Consider the following 15,215-nt stretch of genomic DNA (forward strand, 5'->3'; position numbering starts at 1 on the left):
CAAAAAGCCAGGTGTTACAAAAAAACATGATTAAAACCTTAGAAAAAAACATCCAAAACGAAAAACTCATTTTCACCAACCAAAAAGCGGTGTTTTGGGAAAGCCAGAAAATTATGATAATCAGCGATCTGCATGTCGGTAAATCCGCGCATTTCAGAAAAAGCGGTATCGCGGTTACTTCTCAGATTTTGCTCGACGATTTGGAGGTTTTGGAAAATTTGATTTCTTTTTTCGGTGCCGAAAGTCTGCTCATTGTCGGCGATCTTTTTCATGCCGGGCACAATAGTGATTTAGAAATATTTTGTGATTGGAGAAACAGATTTCCGGATTTAAAAATTACTTTAATTAAAGGTAATCACGACAGGATTCCGAAAAAATTCTATGAAGATTACTGCATCGGAATTGTTGAAGATACGCTGGAAATTGGTCCTTTCACTTTCGTTCACGAACCCCAGCATATGGAAAACCGTTTCACTGTTTCCGGTCATATTCATCCCGGAGTTGTTTTTCAGGGAAAAGCCCGGCAGGCGGTAAGACTTCCGTGTTTTGCTGTTTCTGAAAAACAGTTGATTCTGCCAGCCTTCAGCAAATTCACAGGTCTGGACACGAAAACTTTAAATCAGAATTTTAAAAAAATCGCCTTTACCAAAGGCATTATATTTGATTACTAGTCGGAAAACTTATCAAATGAAAAAGATGGCAAAAATTGCGATTCCACTTTCTCTGGGAATTTTAGGTTTATTTATTTTTAATTCGTGTTCAGTAGGGATTCCCGACGGTGCGACAGCGGTGAAAAATTTCGACTCTAAAAAATATTTAGGTAAATGGTACGAAATCGCACGTTTTGATTTTCGCTTTGAGAAGGATATGAATAATGTGACCGCAGAATATTCTATGAAAGAAAACGGCCACATCAAAGTGGATAACAAAGGTTACAATTATGTAAAAAAAGAATGGAAAGAAAGTATAGGCGAAGCCCGTTTTGTAGAAGATGAAAAAACTGCGCGTCTGAAAGTGTCGTTTTTCAAACCTATCTGGGCAGGTTATAACGTGATCGATCTTGATGAAAATTACCGTTACGCGTTGGTCGCGGGAAATAATCTGGATTATCTGTGGATTCTGTCGCGCGAAAAAACCATTCCGGAAGACATAAAGCAGCGGTTTTTGCAGGAAGCAAAACGATTGGGTTACAAAACCGAAAATTTAATCTGGACAAAACAGGATTAAGACAATTGTGTAAGAATATCAATAACTGCGGGCCTTGGTCCGCTTTTTTTGTCCTCCCACCAAGACTGTAATTTAATGAGTTTTTAAAGGCGATTCTTTCTAAAATTCAGTAATTTTACACTTCAAATATTTACATGAAAGCAGTACTCATCACCATCGGCGACGAAATTTTATCCGGCAATACCGTCGATACAAATTCAAATTTTATTGCTTCACAGCTCAAAAATATTGGAATTTCGGTAGCTCAGATTTTTACCGTTTCTGATGAAATTGAAACCATCAAAAAAACCCTTAAATCTGCCTTCGAAATTGGAAATATTGTGATTACCACAGGAGGTTTGGGCCCTACGAAGGACGATAAAACCAAAACTGCTTTTGCGGAATTTTTTAACGATGATCTAATACTGGATGAGCAAACCTTTGAACATCTTAAAAAACTCATGATCAAAAGAAAGCGCGAGCATCTTCTGGAAATCAATAAAAACCAGGCGGTTGTTCTGTCGAAAGCCCATATTTTTCAGAATGAAAACGGAACCGCGCCTTGCCAGATGGTAGAAAAAAATGAAAGAATTGCCATCTGTCTTCCTGGCGTTCCCTATGAAGTAAAACCGTTGATCAACGATAAAATCATTCCTTATCTAAAAGATAAATTGTCTTTAAATCATATCGCAGCACGCATAATTTCGGTGGTCGATTTTCCGGAAAGTCTGCTCTCTTTAACGATTGAAGAGTGGGAGCTTTCCTTGCCTGCTAACATCGCGCTTTCTTATCTGCCCGTTGGTAACCGTATTAAGCTGAGATTAACAGCTGTAGGAAGCGACTTACAGGAAATTGAAAACCAGTTAAACGATGAGGTTGAGAAACTGAAACCATTAATCGGCGAAAAAGTAATATCCTGGGACGGAAATGATATTCAGGAAATATTGAAAGAGGTTCTTTTGCAAACGAAACTCACGCTAAGTGTTGCAGAAAGTTGTACGGGTGGCGAACTTTCCCGATTGATTACTTCAGTTTCCGGAAGTTCGCGATATTTTCTGGGCGGTATAATTCCTTATGATTACCACAAAAAAATAGAAATTCTCGGCGTTTCAGAACAAACAATTCTAAAGAAAACCGTGGTTTCTGAAGAAGTGGCGCAGGAAATGAGTTTGGGCTGCCAGAAACTGTTTAAAACCGATATTGCACTATCTACCACCGGAGTTGCCGGTCCGAACAGCGATGATTTTAATAACGAAATAGGAACGGTCTTTTATTCCATCAGGGTAAATGATTTTGAGAAAGCAAACCGCCTTTATCTCCCTCATTTTGAGCGGAATGATTTTGCAAATTTCGTTTCGCAGCGCGTTCTGCAGGATTTGGTAGAAATTCTTGTAAAACAGAAAGTGTAAAAATTCGTACTCAGTTAAGAATAAATATCTTCTGAAAACGTTTGTCAGAAGTAAATCTATATCATTATGAAGAAAATATTAGGAAGCTTAATGCTTGTAGCATGTCAGTTGGCATTTGCACAATCAACAAGAAATGTGGGTGATTTTTCGTCACTGAAGGTGTATAACAAAATAAATGTTACACTTATTCCATCCAATCAAAGCAAGGTGGAAATTGAAAATAACGATCCGGATATTGAGACCGTTAACAAAAATGGGGAGCTGAAAATTAAACTTTCTCCGGCTAAAATTCTGTCAGGTGATCAGATTTCGGTAAAGGTTTTTTATGAAAAACTGAATGATATTCAGGCAAGCCAGGGTTCCACGATTTCCTCAACCGATGAATTGGATGCCAATATGCTTTCTTTAACGTCAAATGAAGGTTCAAAAATTAATCTCAATATTGATGCATCAAAACTCAACATTAAAACCAATTCCGGCGGAGAAATAAAAATTTCAGGAACTGCCGATAATCAGGATGTTGTGGTAAACTCCGGTGGAAAATATTATGGTAAAGACACCGAGTCGAAAAATACAAAAGTTACCGCAAATGCTGGTGGAGTAGCCGAAGTAAATGTCTCAGAATCAGTAAATGCAACTACAAGAGCCGGTGGAATTATTGAAATTCATGGTGATCCGGAAGACCGGAAAGTAAAAAACATAATTGGTGGAAAAATTAATTTTCACTAAACAAATCCGCTGAGATTTCAGGGCTTTTGTAACAATTTGTTAATGGTTACGACTTAACAAAGAAATATATTTATCTATGAAGAGAATAACGATAAGCGCACTGGCATTTTCGGGAATTGTTTTCCTTAATTCGTGCGGAACCACAAAATCAGCTGATTCGACTACCGAGCAACCAAAAGAACAGGCAGTTGTGAAAGCAGAACCTGTAAAAGAAGAAGGTCTTAACCTTTCTTATATGGACACTTCAGTTCGTGCTCAGGATGATTTCTTCAGCTATGTGAACGGAAACTGGGTGAAAACTGCAGAAATACCATCCGATAAAGCAAGTTGGGGAAGTTTTAATGCACTTCGCGAAGATGTAGATGTGGCTTCTTTAGAAATTTTAAATAAAATATTGACTGAGAAATTTGCTCAGGGCTCTGAAGGCCAGAAAATTCAGGCACTTTACGGCACTTTCATGAACTGGGACAAGAGAAATGCCGATGGAATCTCCCCAATTAAAGCTGATCTTGCTAAAATCGATCAACTGAAAACGATTGCAGATTTACAGAAGTATTTAATCGAAGCTACAAAAACCGGCGACAATCCTTTATACGCATGGCGTGTAGGTGCAGATTTGAAAAATTCTAAAATGAATGCCGTTTATTTTGGCAGTCCAAGTCTGGGTTTAGGTAGAGATTATTACCAGAAAGAAAACGAAGCCAACACAAAAACCTTAAACGAGTACAAAAATTATGTAGCGCAGCTTTTCACGGTTTTAGGATATAAAAATGCGGACCAAACCGCACAGAGAGTTGTTGCTTTCGAAAAACAGCTAGCTGCAAACCTATTGACCAACGAGCAGAACCGTGACGCAAACCTTCGTTATAACCCGAAAACAGTTGCAGAACTTCCGGCTTTGGTAAAAAACATCAACCTTGCTGATTATCTTAAAAAAGCCGGTGTAAATACCGATAAGGTAATCGTAAGCGAGCTGAAATACCTTCAGACCATGGATTCCTGGATGAATGAGGGAACGCTTCCTTTGATTAAAGAATACATGAAAGCAAGACTGGTTGCCGGAAACGCGAGCAATCTGGATCAGAAGCTTGATGACATCAACTTTAACTTCTATTCAAAATATTTACAGGGTCAGAAAGAGCAAAGATCCATGGATAAAAGAGGTTTGGGCGTAATCAACGGAACTTTGGGCGAAGCTTTCGGCAAACTGTATGTTGAAAAATATTTCCCCGCAGAAGCAAAAGCACAGATGGAAACTTATATCAGTTATTTGAAAAAAGGTTTCGAACATCATATAGCCAACCTCGACTGGATGTCGGCTGAGACCAAAGTAAAAGCCCAGGAAAAACTTTCGAAATTCAGTGTGAAAATCGCTTACCCGGATACCTGGAAAGATTATTCAAAGCTTCAGCTAACCGCGCCTGCCGACGGCGGAACGTATTATGCAAACCTCCAGAAAGTTTCAGAATGGCAGTACGCGAAAAATTTAGACAAAGTAGGGAAGCCTGTTGATAAAACCGAATGGGGAATGTCGCCACAAACCGTAAACGCTTATTACAGCGGTTCCAACAACGAAATTGTATTCCCTGCAGCAATTCTTCAGCCGCCTTTCTTTAATTTCAAAGCAGATCCTGCGGTAAATTTTGGTGGAATTGGCGCGGTAATCGGTCACGAAATCTCTCACGGTTTCGATGATTCAGGATCAAGATTCGATGGGGACGGAAACCTTAACAACTGGTGGACCGATGCTGACCGTAGGAACTTTGATGCGAAAGTGGGGCAGCTTGCTGCGCAATACGATAAATACGAACCGGTAAAAGGAAGTTTTATCAACGGGAAATTTACCAGCGGAGAGAATATCGGTGATTTGGGTGGCGTTGCCGTAGCGTACACCGCATTGCAGATGTATCTGAAAGATCACGGAAACCCTGGATTAATCAGTGGTTTCACTCAGGATCAAAGATTTTTCATGAGCTGGGCTACCGTTTGGAGAACCAAATCTACCGAGCAATATATGGTAAATCAGGTGAAAACCGATCCGCACTCGCCGGGTTATTTCAGGGCCTTTGGACCTTTGGTTAATCAGGACTCTTTTTACAAAGCGTTCGATGTGAAGCCGGGAGACAAACTCTATAAAGCACCGGAAGAAAGAATTAAAATCTGGTAAAATATTTAAAATCACTCATTAATTTGGGTGATTTTTTTTGGGCGTGTCCCTCGCCTGCGCATCTGCAGCTGCGCGGGTCGCTACGTCCGCTGCAATCTTTTCTTGGGCGGCGGCGAAGCCGCCGCCCAAGAAAAGGATTTCCACTACCATCGCTCACGCGAAACCAGACCCAATCTGGAAACACTCACTCAAATTAACTAAATTTGAAAATCTCAACCGCAACCTTAACCTCAATCTCATGAAAATAAATATTCAGAAAAATATTCGCATTAAGAATCCGGAAACACGCGATTTTCTTGCAGATGCTTATTACCCTGAGGGAGCAGAAAAGCTTCCGCTTGTGATTTTCGTACACGGTTACAAAGGTTATAAAGACTGGGGCGCCTGGGATTTGATGGCGAATAAATTTGCCGAAGGCGGATTTTTCTTTGTTAAATTCAATTTTTCGCACAACGGAACCACTGTTGAAAACCCTACAGAATTTGATGATCTGGAAGCTTTTGGAAATAATAATTTCTCAAAAGAAATGTCGGATCTTGATGCGCTTTTGGCGTACTTTTCAGAACATCCGTCGGTTGATTTCAGTAAAATTACCATTATAGGACATAGCCGCGGTGGGGGAATTTCACTCATCAAAGCTTACGAAGACGATAGAATAAGGGTTTTGATAACGTTGGCTGGAGTAAGTAATTTCAACTACAGGTTTCCTTCAGGCGAGCGTCTGGAGAGTTGGAAAAATTCCGGCGTCATGTATTCAGAAAATAAAAGAACCAAGCAGCAAATGCCTCACTATTACCAGTTTTACGAAGATTTTAAGCAAAACGAGGAACGGTTTACCATTCAGTATTGCGCGCAGCATTTGCAAAAATCTGTACTCATTATTCAGGGTACTGAAGATGATGCGGTGAAAGATAAGGAGGCGTTTTTGCTCAATGATTGGTGCAAAGATTCTGAACTTTATATCATTGATGGTGCAAACCATACATTTGGTGCAAAAGAGCCATGGCATTCTGATGATTTGCCGCCGGATCTCGATAATGCGGTGTTGCGTTCCATTACGTTTATCTTCGAAAATTTTAAATAAAGTTTTTAGAAAAAAGATGTATTTTTAACCCCAAAAATTAAACAATGGAATTTTTATCAGTTATCGATTTGCCGAATTTTGCCGATCCACAAATTTGGGTCAGTCTTCTTACCCTTACTTTTCTTGAAATTGTACTGGGCGTCGACAATATCATCTTTATTTCAATTATTTCCGACAAACTGCCGAAAGAAAAACAGCGTTTTGCCAGAAACCTGGGACTTGCATTTGCAATGATTTTCCGTGTAGTACTGTTGCTTATGATCAACTGGATTATCGGACTGAAAGAGCCGGTGCTCACGCTGGAATGGTTTAACGAGCCTGGAAGCGAGCTGCCATTGGCCCTGAGCTGGAAAGATATTATTCTGTTGGGCGGAGGTATTTTCCTTATCGCAAAAAGTACGTTCGAAATCCACGGAAAAATGTCCGGACACGACGAAGTACCAAAACCAAAATCAGGCGCGTCAAGTCTAATGACGATGGTGATTCTTCAGATTATCCTAATCGATATGGTGTTCTCTTTAGATTCTATTTTAACGGCTATCGGTTTGGTTGATAACGTTTTACTGATGATTATCGCGGTGGTGATTTCTATTGGAATTATGATGGCATTTGCCGGACCAATTTCTGCCATCATCAATAAATATCCGAGTCTGCAGATGCTCGCCCTGGCGTTCCTTGTGGTAATTGGAGTAATGTTGGTAGCAGAAGGAATCCACCAGCATGTTAGTAAAAACATCATTTATTCATGTTTAGCCTTCAGTTTGGCGGTAGAAATGCTCAATATCCGATTCCGGAATAAGCAGAACCAGAAATATCTGAAACTGAATCCTGATCTCAATAAAGATTTAAGTATTAAAGACGAAGAATAAAATAAAAAAGAGTGAATGCAATTCACTCTTTTTTTATTTAAAATTAAACCGTTAAAACTTTCCAGGCCTCTTCGATCTTGTTTTCCGAAAGAAATTTTCGGGCTTCGGAATGTGTGTTCTCATCCGCAGAAAAACTACCTTCCGGCAACTGCTCTACATTTGCGAGCATTCCTAAATCATTTCCGGTAAAAATTTTTGAATATTTTATCGCTTCCGGCAATTGATCGAAACCAATTCCCTTGGTTGCCAGAGGTTTCGGAACTTCGAAAAGATTGTTCTCGTTGTTCCGGGAATACCAGTTTGCGCCTAATCTTGCTACAAGATCGAGTTTTTTTTGATCAAGATTTCCTTCTTCATTCAGATATTCTTCGCGGAGGTGAATTTTAATGATTTCGCAAATAATCAGGTTTCCTGCGCCGCCTTCCGTTCCCAAACTTTTAATTTCAAGAACTTTGCATTCCAGATTTACCGGACATTCTTCGATGAGTTTCGGTTTTACCAAATCTGCCTCTTTCATCGTGAGACCTGCTTTTACAAATTCATTAACTCCTTTTTCATATTCGGTAGAAGCCAGTGAAATTTGCTGTACGATGCTGTAATTTACGATACCAATTACGACTTCGGCAACTTGATTAACATTTTCCAGCGTATGTTTTGTCGTGTTGTCGCGCACTCTTCGGGACGGTGAAAAAATAACCACCGGCGGATTTGTACTGAACATATTGAAAAAACTGAACGGACTTAAATTTACGTTTCCGTCTTTGTCAATAGTTGAAGCCAGCGCAATCGGACGGGGAGCAATTGCCGTCTGCAAAAGCGTTTGTAATTGTACATTATTCAAATCTTGAGGAGAAATCGTTTTCATTGCTTAAATTCTGTAAAAAATTATAAGGTTGCCGGTAATATTTTTCCTGAAACTTCGCCAAAACCAACCCTGATTCCGTCTTTTTCCCCATATCCTCGCATGATTACCGTATCGTTATCATTGATGAATTTTCTTTCTTCGCCATTGTTCAGTTTCAAAGGATTTTGGCCTCTCCACGTTAATTCGAGCATCGAACCGAAAGAGCTCGGATTTTCGCCTGAAATTGTTCCCGATGCATACACGTCGCCAACTTCAACATTGCAGCCGTTTATGGTATGGTGTGCGAGCTGCTGCGCCATATTCCAGTACATAAATTTGTAATTGCTCTGTGAAATAAGGTTTTCTCTGCCATTTTCCGGTTTCAGATAAACTTCGAGATTAATGTCGAAATTTTTATCTCCTTCAAATTTTAAATAATCTAAAACTGCCGGTTCCTGAGCTGGAGACGGTGTTCTGAAAGGCTCCAGCGCTTCCAAAGTGACCACCCAAGGTGAAATTGAGCTGCCGAAGTTTTTGCCTAAAAACGGCCCAAGCGGAACATATTCCCAACTTTGGATGTCGCGGGCCGACCAGTCGTTGAAAATTACCATTCCGAAAATCGCGTCTTCTGCTTCTGCCGTGGTAATGCTTTCGCCCATTTCGGTATGTTTGTTTACGATAAAAGCCATTTCAAGCTCAAAATCCAGCTGTTTCGATGGGCCGAAAACAGGCGAATCAGCATCTGCAGGTTTAGTCTGGCCTTTCGGACGGATGATATCGGTTCCTGAAACTACAATGGAGGAAGCCCGCCCGTGATAACCTACGGGAAGATGCTTCCAGTTTGGCAAAAGTGCGTTGGCGGGATCGCGGAACATTTTCCCAACATTCGTTGCATGCTCGATGCTGCTGTAGAAATCGGTATAATTCGGGATGTGAACCGGCATCATCATCTTCACTTTATCGAGGTCGTAAAAACATTCTTCTTTTGTTTTTTCGTCGTTGGCAAGTTTGGAATTTTCATCAAGCAGTTCCTGGATTTTCAAACGTACGGCATTGGTAACCGGTTTCCCCAGTTCGATGAATTCATTCAGTGTGTAGGCTTCAAAAACATTTTCATTCAATCCTTCGATCTCGTCGAAAAAGCCATAGTCGTACATGGTAGCCAAATCGATTACCAGATCACCGATTCTTGTGCAGCAAGCGATATATTCCTGCTCGAAAACTGCCACTCCAAAAGGAATATTGTAGATTGAAAAATCTGAGTTCTGATCGTAGTTTACAAAAGATTTCATAATATATTTTGTTTAAAAGAAAGGTTCAAAGTAATAATTTTATTACACCTTGAACCCTGCGTTATTATTTAAGATTTGTTATTTGTTAAAAGCACTTTCTGCAATCCAGCGTTCTTTTGTGTTGACGTCGATGAGGTAAAGAACCTTTTTCTGCATCGTCATGAGAAAGGTTTTGGTAATCGCCAACGCGATTTGTTTACCTTCGAGTTTATCAGCGCGGAGCGAAATAATATTATGCTTCGAACGGACAACATCTCCGGAAAAAACGTTAGAAGAAGTTTCGCCGGTCTGTTTGTCATCAAACATTTCCACATAAGTTGCCTTATTACCTTTGATGATGACAAAACTTCTTTCGGTGTGATCTTCAAAATCTTTAATCAGAACAAACTTTGCATCGTCAATATTTATATCTTTAAGGTTTTTATTGACGCCGCGTTTTTCCTCCAGCCTGTCGAGAATTGCATTGATGCTGCCGTACTGGGCTCTGATGCCGACCGCGGTGGTAAAGATTAAAGCAATTAAAAATATTTTTTTCATCATCATGGTATTGAAGGATTTTGAAGTCTTTATTTTAAAGATTTCCTCTTCTTTCCTGTTCTTTTTCCAGTGCTTCAAACAACGCTTTGAAATTTCCTGCGCCGAAACTTTGTGCGCCGTGTCTTTCAATGATTTCGAAGAAAAGGGTAGGGCGGTCTTCCACAGGTTTTGTAAAGATTTGAAGGAGATAGCCTTCTTCATCACAGTCGATCAGGATGCCCAGTTCTTCCAGTTTTTTAAGGTCTTCATCAATTTGGCCTACTCTTTCCGGAACCATTTCGTAATAAGCATTTGGTGGAGCTGGTAAAAACTCAATTCCACGGGCTTTCAGTTCGGTTACTGTTCTGATGATGTCTTTGGTGGCTACTGCGATATGCTGAACGCCTTCGCCTTCGTAGAAATCCAGATATTCTTCTACCTGGGATTTTCTTTTTCCATCTGCCGGTTCATTGATTGGAAATTTAGCGAAACCATTTCCGTTGCTCATTACTTTACTCATCAGCGCAGAATATTCGGTGTTGATCTGTTTATCGTCGAAGCTTAAGATATTCACAAATCCCATTACTTTCTCGTACCATTCAACAGTAGGAATCATGCGGTTCCAGTCTACGTTACCCACGCAGTGATCTACGTATAAAAGTCCGGTTTCGGTTGGTTTGTAGTTGCTTTCCCATTTTTGGTAACCAGGCATAAAATCACCTTTGTAATTTTTCCGCTCCACAAACATGTGAACTGTTTCGCCATAGGTATAAATTCCCGACATACGCACTTCACCATGTTCATCTGTTAAAGTTTGAGGTTCCAGATAAGGTTTTGCGCCACGCTTTGTGGTTTCTTCGAATGCTGAATATGCATCATCAACCCAAAGAGCCAAAACTTTCACTCCGTCTCCGTGCTTTTTCTGATGTTCACAAATTGGCGAATCAGAGTTGAGTCCGGAAGTTAACACCAAACGAATTTTTCCCTGCTGAATCACGTAGGAAGCCCTGTCGCGAACACCTGTTTCCGGACCCGCATACGCTACAGACTGAAAACCGAAGGCGGTTTTGTAAAAGTGTGCAGCCTGTTTTGCGTTTCCTACATAAAATTCGATATAATCGGTCCCGTTGATGGGTAAAAAATTTTCTGCCTGTGCAATTTTTTCGGCAAAAGTAAGTGTAGACATGAGTTTGTTTTTTAGATACGGCAAATTACAAAAATTTTTCAGGACAGATAAAATGTAATAGATGCGACAGTTAAAGCGGAAATCAGTTCAAAGAATTCCAAAAAAAATCCCGAAAATTTCGGGATTGGATTATTTTTAAAGACATTTAAATCTTTCGAAGGTTGCTTTTTCAAGCATTTCTCTGTCGTCTGGGTGCGAAATATCAATCAGTGCTTTCGCTCTCTGTCTTAAACTTTTTCCGTAAAGGTAAGCGGTACCGAATTCAGTAACGACATAGTGAATATGCCCCCTTGTAGTCACCACGCCGGCTCCGGGTTTAAGGAAAGGAACAATTCTCGGGACTCCTTTTTTAGTTCTTGACGAAATCGCGATAATTGGTTTCCCACCATCTGAAAGTGCAGCTCCCCGCATGAAATCCATTTGTCCGCCAATTCCGCTGAACTGGAAAGTGCCGATGGAATCTGCGCAAACCTGGCCTGTAAGGTCGATTTCAATGGCTGAATTAATGGCCACCATGTTTTTGTTTTTCATGATGTTGATGGGATAATTTACGTGTTCCACATCCATAAAAGCAAAGGAAGGATTGTCGTCGATATAATCGTATAATTTTCTTGTTCCGAAAGCAAAGCTGGTAATGGTTCTGTTGGAGTGCGTTCCTTTGTATTTATTGGTAATTACATCGTTTGCCACCAATTCTACAATTCCGTCACTGATCATTTCGGTATGAATTCCGAGATCTTTATGGTTGTTGAGACATTTCAACACCGCGTCAGGAATCGTTCCGATTCCCATTTGGAGTGTGGATTTATCATCAATAAGTTCTGCTACGTTTTTCCCGATGAGCAGTTCTTCTTCACCTACTTTTGCGCCGTAATCAACCGTAAGCAGCTCTTCTTCATGCCAAACCATTTTATGGATTTTGGTATAGTGAATCATCCCGTCGCCATGGGTTCTCGGCATTCTCGGATTTACCTGAGCGATGATGATCTTTGCGGTATCGACAGCACTTCTTGCCACATCCACAGAGGTTCCCAAGGTACAGTAACCGTGTTGATCCGGTGGAGAAACAGTAACCATAGCCACATCGATAGGCAGCAAGCCTTTTTTAAAAAGCGTAGGTATTTCGCTTAAAAAAACAGGAACAAAATCTCCGCGATCCGAATTTACGGCGTCGCGAACAGGTGTTGAAACAAATAAAGAGTTGATATAGAAACTGCCTTTGTACTGAGGTTTGGCTACTTCCACATTTCCCTGTTGGGTGATGGAGACAAATTCCACACCTTTAAGCCGTGAGGATTGTCTTGCAAGTTCATCAATGAAAAGGTTGGGAGTACAGGCACTGCCGTGAGAAAATATCCGGTTACCACTCTGAATCATCGAAACTGCTTCTTCGGCACTTACGTATTGAACCATAATATTGAAATTAGATTACTGTTGTTAATTTCATCAAATTTAGCCATTTCAATTAAGATTCGAAATGAGGAAACTCAGTTTTTGAAAATATTTAAAATTTTTTTCCTGGAATAATATGATTGCGATTTAGGAACTACGCTGGAATGTTCTATACTCCTTCTGTCGCCAGATAATTTACTTGATTTTAAATGAAAAAAGCTAACGTTATGTTAGCTTTTAATTTATTCCTGAGAACGGTCTTCCAGGTGATTCTCAGCATTTTCTAGCCAGGAAGTCATATAAGTAGGATCTTCTACTTTCAGAGCTTCTTCCGTGAGTTGTAAAGGTCGGAAAGGATCTACCATTACCGCGTATTCTTCCGTAAATTTTTTTCCAATACTGCGTTCCATCGCCCCTGGATGCGGACCGTGAACAATGCCGCCCGGATGCAGCGTGAAATCCATCAAATCAATATGATTCCGGCTCATGAAATCACCTTCCGTGTAGAAAAGCACTTCGTCTGAATCGATATTGGAGTGGTTGTAAGGCGCCGGAATGGCCAGCGGATGATAATCGTACATTCTCGCTACAAATGAGCAGACTACGAAATTATGCGCTTCGAAAGTCTGGTGAATCGGTGGCGGAAGATGAACCCTGCCCGTAATAGGTTCGAAATTTTTGATATTAAATTTGAAAGGATAGAAAAATCCGTCCCAACCCACGACATCAAAAGGATGCGTTGCGTAGATGAAATCCCATATTTGGTTTTCCTTTTTTACTTTGATGAGAAAATCGCCTTTTTCATCTTTCGGTTCTACAAAAGTTGGCGTTACGATATCTCTTTCACAAAACGGTGAATGCTCCAGAAGCTGCCCAAATTCGTTCCTGTACCGCTTTGGCGTATAAATCGGGGAGTGGCTTTCTACAATCAGAAAAACATTGTTTTCTGTGTGCAGCTCAAGCTGATAAATTGTACCGCGCGGAATGATAAGATAGTCACCCATACCAAACTCCAGATTTCCAACAAAAGTTTTCAGGACTCCGGTACCTTCGTGCACGAAAAGCATTTCGTCGCATTCTGCATTTTTATAAAAATATTCTGTTGATTTTCTGGGTTTTGAGAGACCCATTTTCAGGTCGTTATTCAGCATCAGTATTTTCCGGCTATCGAGAAAATCGTCTTCAGCGGTAACATTCATACCTTTAAACATCCTTGGCGTCACATTTTTTCCGACCGCGATTTTAGGCGATACGTCTTTGGGCTCGCTGATGGATTTTATCTGCGTCGGGCGGTGAATATGATAGAGTAGTGAGGAAATTCCGTGAAAACCTTCAGTTCCGAAAAGCTGCTCGTAATAAAAATTGTCGTTTTCGGATTTAAAAACGGTATGTCTTTTCTGAGGAATTTTACCGGATTGGTGATAGCGCATTGTTTTACTTTTTGTTTCAAGGTAAATTTAAATAAATTTTCAGACTTTGAATGAAAGTAAAAGTTGAATGCGTAAAATGCTGGTCAGCAATTATTCGAAACTCATCATCGCTTCGTAGAAATCTTCTTCCATAATACCAAATTGCTGGCAGAGCAGTTTAATTCCGTTGATATTCTTTACCAAATTTGCGTCACTGGAACCAAGTGGAATTTCACCCATTTCAGTATTGATAAGAATTTTTTCACCTTCAGTTTTAAATTCAGCGTCGGAAAAAGATAATTTCCGGAAATAATTTTCGGCTTCACTTACCGTTTCTTCCTTATTTTCAGGATAAACCAAAACGCCGCCTGCTGTGATGTTTTTAAGAATTAATGACAGGTTTTCGCTGTTCATTTCATCTGAAATCAGCGCAATATTAGCTTTAAAATCTGTAGCCTTCTGATGATCCGAAGTTTCTAAAATTACAAAATCGCAATCCGTAGTTTTACTAGTGCCGTTTGCCAGAATATAATCGGTTTTTTTTCCGAAGAAATCGAGGACATGCAAAACCAGTTCGGCGGTTTTAGGATATGAGCTGTAAATTAATACGCGCGTTTTATGTTGTGAATACGCAGTAATTTCTGAAAAATCGGTCATTATTAGCTATCGTTATTTTGCTTCGGCAGTTTTGGAATCAATAAGCTGGCGGAAGGTGTTTGCCACATTTTCCCAACGGGTTTTATCGGCTTCCATGATATAAGATGCATCTGATTTACTGGCAGACTGGCTTCCCTTTTTTACAACAATAGAAGTTGAAATATAATCGTAAAGTTTTTTATAATCTTCCTGAATCATTCGGAAATTGTTCTGCTCCAGAACATTCCGTATTTTATTGAGCTCTTCTTTTGAAAGTGTAAAATCTTTTTTAATGTTTTTACCCTGTCCTTCGAAGGAATAATGGGCGTTGTTACCTTTGATCCAAAGGTTTTCGTAAATTGGTGACAAACCGCCGCTGCGGGAATAACTGTAATCGAAATCGGTATATTTTTTCTGTGTCGTACAAGAGGCGAGTGCCAGTAAAACGAAAAATGCAATAAATCTTTTCATTCAGA

General features: G+C 40.0%; 15 protein-coding genes. 7 read left to right on the plus strand and 8 right to left on the minus strand.

Annotated features, from left to right (window positions below):
- The first annotated feature begins 26 nt into the window (after positions 1–26).
- The 7 genes from pdeM (at position 27) to OK344_RS01760 (ending at position 7,464) form a co-directional block, all read left to right on the plus strand.
- Positions 27–671 (plus strand): ligase-associated DNA damage response endonuclease PdeM, encoded by a 645-nt coding sequence (gene pdeM / locus OK344_RS01730; RefSeq protein WP_265143163.1) that lies wholly within the window; start codon positions 27–29, stop codon positions 669–671.
- Positions 672–687: 16 nt separating this feature from the next.
- On the plus strand, positions 688–1,227 hold the full coding sequence (locus OK344_RS01735) for a lipocalin family protein (RefSeq protein WP_265143164.1): 540 nt from the start codon (positions 688–690) through the stop codon (positions 1,225–1,227).
- A gap of 134 nt (positions 1,228–1,361) precedes the next feature.
- Entirely contained in the window at positions 1,362–2,615 is a 1,254-nt protein-coding gene (locus OK344_RS01740) for a CinA family nicotinamide mononucleotide deamidase-related protein (protein ID WP_265143165.1), read from the plus strand.
- A gap of 66 nt (positions 2,616–2,681) precedes the next feature.
- Positions 2,682–3,344: a head GIN domain-containing protein gene (locus tag OK344_RS01745; protein WP_265143166.1), complete on the plus strand. Its 663-nt coding sequence runs from the start codon at positions 2,682–2,684 to the stop codon at positions 3,342–3,344.
- Positions 3,345–3,420: 76 nt separating this feature from the next.
- Positions 3,421–5,511 carry a M13 family metallopeptidase gene (locus tag OK344_RS01750; protein ID WP_265143167.1) on the plus strand — a complete coding sequence of 697 codons (2,091 nt, stop codon included), beginning with the start codon at positions 3,421–3,423 and terminating at the stop codon, positions 5,509–5,511.
- A gap of 238 nt (positions 5,512–5,749) precedes the next feature.
- Positions 5,750–6,595, plus strand: coding sequence for an alpha/beta hydrolase family protein (locus tag OK344_RS01755; RefSeq protein ID WP_265143602.1), 846 nt, complete (start codon positions 5,750–5,752; stop codon positions 6,593–6,595).
- A gap of 44 nt (positions 6,596–6,639) precedes the next feature.
- Positions 6,640–7,464, plus strand: a complete 825-nt coding sequence (locus OK344_RS01760) for a TerC family protein (protein WP_265143168.1) — start codon at positions 6,640–6,642, stop codon at positions 7,462–7,464.
- Positions 7,465–7,507: 43 nt separating this feature from the next.
- Here OK344_RS01760 and OK344_RS01765 read toward each other — a convergent pair whose 3' ends face one another.
- The 8 genes from OK344_RS01765 to OK344_RS01800 form a co-directional block, all read right to left on the minus strand.
- Entirely contained in the window at positions 7,508–8,329 is an 822-nt protein-coding gene (locus tag OK344_RS01765; protein WP_265143169.1) for a flavin reductase family protein, read from the minus strand.
- A 20-nt stretch (positions 8,330–8,349) separates the two neighbouring features.
- Positions 8,350–9,600, minus strand: a complete 1,251-nt coding sequence (fahA, locus tag OK344_RS01770) for a fumarylacetoacetase (RefSeq protein ID WP_265143170.1) — start codon at positions 9,598–9,600, stop codon at positions 8,350–8,352.
- Positions 9,601–9,678: 78 nt separating this feature from the next.
- The gene (locus OK344_RS01775) at positions 9,679–10,215 is read right to left on the minus strand and encodes a hypothetical protein (protein WP_306400403.1); all 537 of its coding nucleotides are present in this window, start codon (positions 10,213–10,215) and stop codon (positions 9,679–9,681) included.
- Entirely contained in the window at positions 10,172–11,302 is a 1,131-nt protein-coding gene (gene hppD / locus OK344_RS01780) for a 4-hydroxyphenylpyruvate dioxygenase (protein WP_265143171.1), read from the minus strand. Before hppD ends, OK344_RS01775 begins: the two co-directional genes overlap by 44 nt.
- Before the next feature lie 135 nt (positions 11,303–11,437).
- A complete protein-coding gene (locus OK344_RS01785; RefSeq protein ID WP_265143172.1) occupies positions 11,438–12,715 on the minus strand; it encodes an acetyl-CoA hydrolase/transferase family protein in 1,278 nt (425 codons plus the stop codon).
- Positions 12,716–12,936: 221 nt separating this feature from the next.
- Positions 12,937–14,124, minus strand: coding sequence for a homogentisate 1,2-dioxygenase (locus OK344_RS01790; RefSeq protein ID WP_265143173.1), 1,188 nt, complete (start codon positions 14,122–14,124; stop codon positions 12,937–12,939).
- A gap of 90 nt (positions 14,125–14,214) precedes the next feature.
- On the minus strand, positions 14,215–14,760 hold the full coding sequence (locus OK344_RS01795; protein WP_265143174.1) for a hypothetical protein: 546 nt from the start codon (positions 14,758–14,760) through the stop codon (positions 14,215–14,217).
- A 12-nt stretch (positions 14,761–14,772) separates the two neighbouring features.
- Positions 14,773–15,210: a hypothetical protein gene (locus OK344_RS01800; RefSeq protein WP_265143175.1), complete on the minus strand. Its 438-nt coding sequence runs from the start codon at positions 15,208–15,210 to the stop codon at positions 14,773–14,775.
- Positions 15,211–15,215 lie beyond the last annotated feature (5 nt).

Source organism: Kaistella yananensis (assembly GCF_026107505.2).
Lineage (GTDB): Bacteria > Bacteroidota > Bacteroidia > Flavobacteriales > Weeksellaceae > Kaistella > Kaistella yananensis.